The organism is Blastomonas sp. UPD001, assembly GCF_003426715.1.
GTDB lineage: Bacteria > Pseudomonadota > Alphaproteobacteria > Sphingomonadales > Sphingomonadaceae > Blastomonas.
In genome coordinates this window covers 1-8278 of record NZ_QKVT01000187.1, presented here as the reverse complement: position 1 = coordinate 8278, position 8278 = coordinate 1, and the positions used below count along the sequence as shown (strand labels likewise).

Here is an 8278-nt window from a genome sequence, read left to right as displayed (position 1 = left end):
TTCCGGCGGGGTTTTTGTTGTCCGCTGCTCGGGCGAATGCGGGATGCGGGGATCATTCGGGGGCTTGGCGCAGCAAAATCCCCCAAGCTGACGCCATGACAATTATTGCAATTGACTCGCATTTCGGAATTGTTAGGAACGCCTCGCATTAACATTTGATGAGGCGGCCGTGACTGCACCTCGACACCTTTTCCGCCTGGCTCTGCTGTCGCTGCCGCTGGCGATCGCTGCATCGCCAGTCCATGCGCAAGCCGAGCCGCAGGATGCAGAAACCGAACAGCAGGCGCGGCGCGAGATCACCGTGACAGGACGCGCATCGGGCTATCAGGCGCTCGACGCGGTCGGAACGCGCGATGGAGCGGCGTTGCTCGATACACCGCAATCGGTGCAGGTGCTGACCGAGGACCTGCTGCGCGACCAGCGCGCGGATACCTTCAGCGCGCTCGCCAATGTCCCCAGCGTCCGCAATTCCGCACCTGCCAATTTCGATGGTCTGCGGGTGCAGGTTCGCGGTTTCTTTGCACCGACGGCGCTCGATGGCATGTTGTCCAAGGTCGGCAACGGTCCGGCGGCCAATCTGGGACCGGACCTGACCGGGATCGAGCGGATCGAGGTGCTGCTTGGCCCTGCTTCTTTGTTGTTCGGCAATTCCTCGCCGGGCGGGACGATCAACTTCATCACCAAGCAACCCCAGGCCGAGCCCGGCTATTTCGTGACGGCCACGCTGGGCAGCTATGACTTCTTCCGCGCGGAGACCGATCTAACCGGGCCGTTGGATCAGGCGGGGAAGATCAGCTATCGGCTGAGCGCGTCGGTGCGCGACCAGGGATCGTTTCTGGAAGGGGCGAGCACGCGCAATTCGGTGATCATGCCGTCGGTGCGGGCGAAGCTGGGCGATCGGACCAGCCTGACGGTCGAAGGGGCCTACAAGCTTCTCGATCTCGACCGGCAGAATTTCGGGCTGCCTGCGGTCGGTACCATTCTTGCCAATCCCAATGGTCGGATATCCCGTCGGCGAAACGTCAATACCGGCAGCGTGGACGTGGAACAGCATCGCATCGGCGCTCGCCTGGTGCATGAATTCAGCGAAGACTGGTCGGTCAGCAGCATCCTGCGCTTCGTCGATACCGATTATGCCGCCGTCGGCGCGGAGCTTCCGGGCGTGCTGGCTGCCGATGGGCGAACCTTGTCACGAACCCCGTTCGATTCCTTCGACGCGTACAGCGAGACCCAGATGCAGACGACGCTGCGGGGCCGTTTCACGACCGGCGCGGTCCGTCACGAGCTGATCGCCGGACTGGACCTGTCGCGCTCGACTGCCGATTTCCGTTACCGGGAATTCGATCCTTCCGCGCCGATTGACCTGTTCAATCCGGCTTACGGCGCGCGGCGCGGCGCGCTGAACTTTACCTATGATGCGGGCAACACTTTGCGCGAACTCGGGCTCTTCCTGCAGGACCGGATCGTTTTCAGCGATCAGTGGAGCTTCGTTGTCGGCGGCCGTTACGATACATTCGAACAAGTCGATAGCGACAAAGGGGTCGGCACGCGCACCCGCCAAAGCGGCAGCGCCTTCAGCCCGCGTGTCGGCCTGATCTTCAAGCTGCGCGAGGCCGTGTCGCTCTATGCCAGCTACAGCAGATCCTTCCAGCCGCAGATCGGCAGGACGGTCACAGGCGAGGCCTTTGCCCCGACGCGTGGCGAGCAGATGGAACTCGGCGCGAAGGTCAATCTGACCGAAGGACTGACCGGTTCGTTGGCCGTCTATCGCATCGAGCAGACCAATGTCGCGACGCCCGACCCGGTCAATGTCGGCTTTTCCGTGCTCGATGGCGAACAGCGCAGCCAGGGTGTCGAACTGTCGCTGGCAGGCACGATCCTGCCCGGCTGGAGCATCCAGGCAAGCTATGCCTATCTCGATGCCGAAATTACCCGCACCAACACGGCGGCCTTTCTGGGGCGCCAGGTGCAGCGCACGTCGCCGCATAGCGCCAGTATCTGGTCGAGCTACGAGGTCCAGTCGGGCCCGCTCAAGGGCCTTGGATTCGGCGGCGGCGTGACGCTGGTCGACAAGCGCCCGGTGAACCATGCCAACACGCTGACATTGCCGGGCTATACGCTGCTCGATGCCGTCATTTCCTATGAGATCGACCGCTGGCGCTTTGCGCTCAACGCGCGAAACCTGACCGACAGCTTCGCCTTCGATGCCTTTGGCCCGGGCCGGGTGACCTATGGCACGCCGCGCACCTTCGAAGGCACCGTCTCATGGGCCTTCTGATGGCCCGGGCGGGGGGCTGACCGTCGATGCGGCTCAGACCCGCCCTGGTGCTGTGGCATCGCTGGTTCGGCCTGCTGGGGGCGCTCTGGCTGTTCCTGCTCGGCGCGACCGGGTCGGTTCTCGTCTTTTACGAGGAGATCGACCATGGCCTGAATGCGGACTGGTTCACCGCCAGTCCCGGCTCCTCGCTTCCCGTCAGCCGCATGGTCGGGGCCGCACTCGAGGCGCATCCGGGCAACCGACCCGGCTATATCGACCTGCCCGACGAACCGGGCGACGTCGTCACGGTCTATCTCGAACCCGTCGCCACTCCCGGCAAGCCGCCAGTGGCGAGCCCGTCCTACTGGCAGGTATTCGTCGACCCGGCCACGGCAAGGGTGCTGGGCGCGCGCGACGCCAATGCGATCGACCTTTCGCGGCGCGGGTTGATGAGCTTTCTCTACACCTTTCATTACTCGCTGCACCTGGGGAGCTGGATGACGTGGCTTCTGGGCCTGGTGGGCGTTGTCTGGATCATCGACCATCTCGTATCCGCCGTGTTGTCCTTTCCCAGCGCCGCCCGCTGGAAGGAGAGCTTTCGCATCCGTCGCAGGGCGGCGGGGCACAAGCGCGTCTTCGATTTGCACAGGGCCGGGGGGCTCTGGCTGTTTCCGCTGACGCTGACGCTCGCGGTGACCGGTGTGTATTTCAACTGGTACGAGACGGTGATCGCTGCGGTGGATCGGGTCTCCCCGCTGACCGAACGGCCCGACGCGGCGGTTCCTGCCCTGACAACGCCTCTCGAAAATCCGCCGGTGGGCCTCGATCAGGCCTTGGCGCTGGCAGGGGCTGCGAGGGTGGACAGCCTTTCGTACAACCCGGCCAAGGGCGTCTACTGGTTGCGCCTGTTCGATCCGCGCGACATCGACAGCAATGGCGGGCGCTGGCTGTTCGTCGATGCGCGCAGCGGCGCTGTCGTCGGCGACCGGCATATGAACGAGGGAAGCGCGGGCGACATCTTCGTCGCCTGGCAGTTCCCGTTGCACAGCGGCAAGGCGTTCGGCTGGCCGGGGCGGATCGCCATTTTCCTGGCCGGCATCGCGCTGTGCACGCTCGTCGTCACCGGCCTGATGATCTGGTGGCGCAAGCGCTCCGCCCGAAGAGAGGCTGGCCGGCGGTCAGGAGTTCGGCCCGAGCCGTCGGTCGCTCCGGCCGAATGATCGGTGGTGTCAGAACGGATTGAGCGTGTAGCCCTGTTGCTGCAACTGCGCGTGCGCTGTCATCGCGGAGAGCGCCAGCTTGACGCCGGGGGCCAGCTGCTCGCGCTTGATGCCCAGCGCTGCGGCGCTCTGGCCGCACAGGATGAACTGCACATCGTGCTGCAGCAGGGTCGCGATCGCGGCGAGGTTGGCATTGGCGGCACCGTCATGCTTCGCCGCATAGGTCGCGGCATTGGTCAAGTCGAACGACGCCTGGCCGTGCGCGACCACCGCAATGCGGATGGCCTCGCGCGGCACGCCCGCCTCGACATGCATGTTGATGAAGCGCGCAGCGCTTTCGATCGTGCGGTTGAGGCTGCCGGGCTTGCCCGGCTCGCTGACATCGAACGCGATGCTGAAGGTCGCCTCGGCGGGGATCGGCATATGGCCCTCGACGCTGGCGACAGGGCCGAATTCGGGGACTGCGGTTCCGGCGTGAAACCCCGGACGCAGGCCGTCCTGCGCCGTTGCCGGTAGCGCGACCGATAGCCCCGCCAAGGCCATCAGGCCCATCATGGACTTCCCAACAGCAGATTGCATCACCGCCTCCCTCGCCAATATCGTCTTGCGTCCATAGCGCCCCAGCGCGCTGCCCACAGCCTTATTCGAACAATTCGGCGGGCAGGGGACTGTGCTTGCCCAGCGCGTTGATGGGCAGGCGCAGGAAGGCGCGGCCCTCCGCGTCCGGACTGGGCAGTTTTCCGCCCTGGATATTGACCTGCAGACTGGGCAGGATCAGCGTGGGCGCATCAAGCGTGGCGTCGCGCGCTTCGCGCATCGCGACGAATTCGGCCTCGCTCACGCCGTCATGCACATGCACATTGGCCGCGCGCTGTTCCGCGACGGTCGTTTCCCAGCGGAAATCGCTGCGGCCCTTGGGCAGATAGTCGTGCCCGACAAAGATGCGCGTTTCCGAGGGCAGCGCCAGGATCTTGCGGATCGAGCGATAGAGCGTCGCCGCGTCGCCGCCGGGAAAGTCGGCGCGCGCGGTGCCGTAATCGGGCATGAACAGCGTGTCCCCTACAAAGGCCGCGTCGTCGATCCGGTAGGTAAGGCAGGCGGGCGTATGCCCCGGCGTGTGCAGCACGCGGATAGCGGTCTCGCCCAATGCCAGCGTGTCGCCCTCGTCGACCAGCATGTCGAACACCTCGCCGGTTTCGATCGGCTCGGCCGCAAAGACCGGGGTGAAGATCGACTGGACGTTGCGGATATGCGCTCCGATGACGACCTTCGCCCCCGTGCGCGCGCGGATGTAATGGGCGGCGGTCAGGTGATCGGCATGCGCATGCGTTTCCAGCACATAGTCGAGCGTCGCGCCTTGCTCATCGACGATGGCGAGCAGCCTGTCCGCGATGGTCGTGGCAATGGTCGCTGCCTTGGCCTCGAAATCCAGCACCGGATCGATAATCACCGCGCGCGCGCTGTCCTGGTCGATCACGACATAGCTGACCGTGTTGGTCACCGTGTCGAAATGCGGATGGATGGCGATGGGCATGACGGACTCCTCTTTAAACTCTCTTTAATTTAGGCTTGTCTAAATTAGAATCAAGGAATATATGAGCCCCATGTCCATTATCTCTTTCAGCAAGCCTCTGCCCGAAGCGATGGCTGCCAAGGCCGACGAGGCGGCGCGCATGCTGCGCTCGCTGGCCAATCCGCACCGATTGCAGGTGCTCTGCCTGCTGGTGCAAGGCGAAATGTCGGTCGGTGCTGTTCAGCAGCAGGTCGCGCTGTCGCAGTCGGCGTTGTCGCAGCACCTGGCCCGTCTTCGCGAGGAGGGGCTGGTCGAGACCCGGCGCGAGGGCACCAGCATCTTCTACCGGATCGCCGACCCTGCGGTGCTGCAGATCATGCAGGTGCTTGCCGCGATCTATTGTCCCCCAGAAAGCTGAGGAATCTTGTCATGGCGATCAGGAGCATCGATGCATATCAGGCGCACCAACTGCTCGATCAGGGCCTCGCGCGGCTGATCGACATTCGCGAGCCGGATGAGTTCGCGCGCGCTCACATTCCGGGCGCGATCCTGCGCCCCGCCTCGGCAGCCATTGCGGAACCGGTGGTGCTGGAAGACGGTGTCCTGCCGATCCTGATGTGCGCCAGCGGCATGCGCACGGGGCTTCATCAGGAACGGCTCGCGCGGCAATGGCCCGTCGATACGCTTGTGCTGAAGGGCGGGCTGAAGGCCTGGGAAGCGGCCGGGCAACCGGTCGTGCGCAATGCGCGCGCGCCGCTGGAACTGATGCGTCAGGTGCAGATTGCGGCGGGCCTGCTGATCCTGACGGGTCTCCTGCTCGCGTGGCTGGTCGCGCCCGCCTTTGTCGCGCTCACCGCCTTTGTCGGGCTGGGCCTGACCTTTGCCGGACTGAGCGGCTTTTGCGGCATGGCGCGGCTGCTCGCGCTGATGCCCTGGAATCGGCGCGCCTTGGGCTGAGCCGATGATCGAGACCCTCGCCCTTGCCGCGCTGGGAGGCGCGATCGTCGGCCTGTTGCTGGCGGCTTTCGGGGGCGGCGGGTCGGTGCTCGCGACGCCCTGGCTGATCTATGTCGTCGGCATCGCCGATGTGCATGTCGCGATCGGAACATCCGCCGCGGCCGTCGCGCTCAATGCGCTCGCCGGATTGTTGGGTCAGGCGCGCGCAGGCGCGGTCAAATGGCCCTGCGCCAGCGTGTTCGCCGTGGCGGGGGTAAGCGGCGCCCTGATCGGTGCGCATGTCGCCCAGCAGGTCGATGGTCAGGCGCTGCTCGGCTGGTTTGCGATTGCCATGGCGCTGGTGGCGCTGTCGATGATGCGCACCCCGCGCAGCACCGGCGATCCGCTGGTGCGGCTCGATGTCGCGCGGACGATGAAGCTCGCGCCGATCGGGCTGCTGGTCGGACTGGCGGCGGGTTTCTTCGGCATCGGCGGGGGCTTCCTGATCGCGCCGGGGCTGATGGCGGCGACGGGGATGACGCTGTCCAACGCCGCCGCCTCGTCGCTGGTTTCGGTGAGCCTGTTCGGCGCATCGACCAGCGCCAGCTATGCGATGTCGGGTCAGATCGACGGACCGATCCTCGCGGCCATGGTGGCGGGCGGCGCGATGGGCACGGTGCCGGGCATAGTCCTGGCGCGGGTGCTGGCGCGCAGGGTGCTCATCGCCCGCCGACTGTTTGCGGCGATGGTGCTGCTGGTGGCGCTGCTCGTCCTGTGGAACGTGCTGACGGGCTGACCAATCACGAACTGCTGTCGTCGGATGTACCGGGCCCGGCTTGCGCATTGCCCCGGTCCAGCATCTTGCGCGCCAGATCGGCGAGCTGGGTGTCGTGCGGATGGTTGAGCAGCGGGGCGAGCGTGGTTTCCGCAGCCTGCCTCTGCCCGGTGCGGACAAAATACTCGGCCAGCGTCAGCCGGTTGCCGGTATCATAGGGCGCCAGCTGCAGGGCCCTTTGCAGGCCCTGCACCGCCATCTCGGGCGGCTTCTTGCCCTGCGCGGCATAGCTGCGGAAGAAATAGGCGAGCGGGATGGGGTTGTCGTTCTCGGTGGCATTGGCGGCAGAGATCGCCGCGCGGACCTTGGGCCAGAGCGCGTCGTCGTCCCCGGCCTTGCGGAACAGCGCATAGATTTTCTGGATCATCGCGCCCACGGCCTGCGGGTTCTTGGCGATTGCCTTGTCGGCGGCGGCGATCGCGGCATCGTCATGGCCAGCATCATATTCGGCCTCGGCAAGCGCCGTCAGCACGAACGGGTCATCGGGATAGAGCGCCGCCACCTTGAGCGCGTCTTCGAGCACGGCCGGCGCGGTTTCCTCGTTCACGCCGCGGCGCGAGCGCATCATTACCGGCATGATCGCCGCCTCGGCCGCCGTCAGCGGACGGACCGCGATGGCCGCGCTCGCGATCTTGCTCGCATTGAGGTTGAGATAGTTCATCCGGCGAGACAGCAGATAGGCTTCCAGCTCCTTGTCGAGCACGGCCAGATCGCCGAAGGCGCCGGTAGCCGCCGCCTCCTCGCCCTCGCCTTTGCCGAGCCGGGCGAGATAATCGCCCATCTGCCCGCTGCGCTTGCCCGACAGGGTCAGGTAATGGAACAGCAGCCAGCTGCGGCCATAGAAGGAGTCATATTGCTTCGAGGCGTTTTCGCGGTACTTCCGCGTGCTGAGCAGCATCTCGAGCGGCACGTCCTTCGCATAGACCAGCTCTGCGCCACGGTGCGCGGCGGGCAGGCCCAACCCCACCGATCCGTCCTTCTCGAATTTCGACGCGGCATAGAACTCGGCAAAGCCTTCACCGAACCAGAGCGGCGGCGAGCCCGCAAAGACCGAGAACATGAAATGGTGCGCATATTCGTGCAGCAGGATCAGTTCGCCGTCGCTGACGCGCCCGGCCTGCTGCGTGCCGTCGACGCGCGGGATGAAGGCCACCGATCCACCCGCGCGTGACTGATAGAAGCCCAGCACATATTTGCTGCCATCGCCCATCAGCTTGCGCACCTGGTTGGCATCGCGGACGACGAAGACGGTGAGGCGATTCGAGGGCGAGGTCGGCTCCTCGGGCAGCTTGTAGACATAGCGCATCGCGGAGCGATAGCGCTCCAGCATGTCGGTGAAGGCGCGGACCTGCTTTTCGCCCTGATCGGCATAGACGAGGAAATTGGCGCTCGAGGCTTCATGCCATTCGGCCCTGGCCGGGACAGCGGCGGCCCAGACTATCGACAGGATGAACGCCATCCGCCGCAACGCAACCCGCACCATCATCGCTCTCCCCAGCACAGGCGGCGAGGCTAAG

At 65.4% G+C, this 8278-nt stretch carries 8 protein-coding genes; 5 read left to right on the top strand and 3 right to left on the bottom strand.

Going from position 1 to position 8278, the window contains the following annotated elements; genetic code table 11:
* Positions 1-169: 169 nt before the first annotated feature.
* Both DM995_RS20500 and DM995_RS20495 read left to right on the top strand, forming a co-directional pair.
* Positions 170-2278 (top strand): TonB-dependent siderophore receptor, encoded by a 2109-nt coding sequence (locus tag DM995_RS20500; RefSeq protein ID WP_116970884.1) that lies wholly within the window; start codon positions 170-172, stop codon positions 2276-2278.
* A gap of 26 nt (positions 2279-2304) precedes the next feature.
* Complete coding sequence (locus tag DM995_RS20495) at positions 2305-3477, top strand: PepSY-associated TM helix domain-containing protein (protein ID WP_116970883.1); 1173 nt, start codon at positions 2305-2307, stop codon at positions 3475-3477.
* Between the two features lie 9 nt (positions 3478-3486).
* Here DM995_RS20495 and DM995_RS20490 read toward each other — a convergent pair whose 3' ends face one another.
* A complete protein-coding gene (locus DM995_RS20490; protein ID WP_232824594.1) occupies positions 3487-4032 on the bottom strand; it encodes a DsrE family protein in 546 nt (181 codons plus the stop codon).
* An 85-nt stretch (positions 4033-4117) separates the two neighbouring features.
* Complete coding sequence (locus tag DM995_RS20485; RefSeq protein WP_116970882.1) at positions 4118-5011, bottom strand: MBL fold metallo-hydrolase; 894 nt, start codon at positions 5009-5011, stop codon at positions 4118-4120.
* Between the two features lie 70 nt (positions 5012-5081).
* On the opposite strand from DM995_RS20485, the gene DM995_RS20480 reads away from it, so the two are divergent.
* From DM995_RS20480 to DM995_RS20470, 3 genes are read left to right on the top strand one after another with little or no spacing between them, the layout of a single operon-like run.
* Complete coding sequence (locus tag DM995_RS20480) at positions 5082-5408, top strand: ArsR/SmtB family transcription factor (RefSeq protein WP_232824593.1); 327 nt, start codon at positions 5082-5084, stop codon at positions 5406-5408.
* A gap of 11 nt (positions 5409-5419) precedes the next feature.
* Complete coding sequence (locus DM995_RS20475; RefSeq protein WP_116970881.1) at positions 5420-5947, top strand: rhodanese-like domain-containing protein; 528 nt, start codon at positions 5420-5422, stop codon at positions 5945-5947.
* A 4-nt stretch (positions 5948-5951) separates the two neighbouring features.
* On the top strand, positions 5952-6722 hold the full coding sequence (locus tag DM995_RS20470) for a sulfite exporter TauE/SafE family protein (protein WP_116970880.1): 771 nt from the start codon (positions 5952-5954) through the stop codon (positions 6720-6722).
* A gap of 4 nt (positions 6723-6726) precedes the next feature.
* On the opposite strand, the gene DM995_RS20465 is transcribed toward DM995_RS20470, so the two are convergent.
* Positions 6727-8278 (bottom strand): tetratricopeptide repeat protein (locus tag DM995_RS20465; RefSeq protein ID WP_232824592.1); only part of this gene is annotated, 1552 nt, incomplete at its 5' end.

Bases quoted from the DNA above. Each gene is read 5' to 3' on its own strand.
- DM995_RS20480 (WP_232824593.1), top strand. From the start codon at position 5,082: ATGTCCATTATCTCTTTCAGCAAGCCTCTGCCCGAAGCGATGGCTGCC.
- DM995_RS20495 (WP_116970883.1), top strand. From the start codon at position 2,305: ATGCGGCTCAGACCCGCCCTGGTGCTGTGGCATCGCTGGTTCGGCCTG.
- DM995_RS20475 (WP_116970881.1), top strand. From the start codon at position 5,420: ATGGCGATCAGGAGCATCGATGCATATCAGGCGCACCAACTGCTCGAT.
- DM995_RS20485 (WP_116970882.1), bottom strand. From the start codon at position 5,011: ATGCCCATCGCCATCCATCCGCATTTCGACACGGTGACCAACACGGTC.
- DM995_RS20490 (WP_232824594.1), bottom strand. From the start codon at position 4,032: ATGATGGGCCTGATGGCCTTGGCGGGGCTATCGGTCGCGCTACCGGCA.
- DM995_RS20470 (WP_116970880.1), top strand. From the start codon at position 5,952: ATGATCGAGACCCTCGCCCTTGCCGCGCTGGGAGGCGCGATCGTCGGC.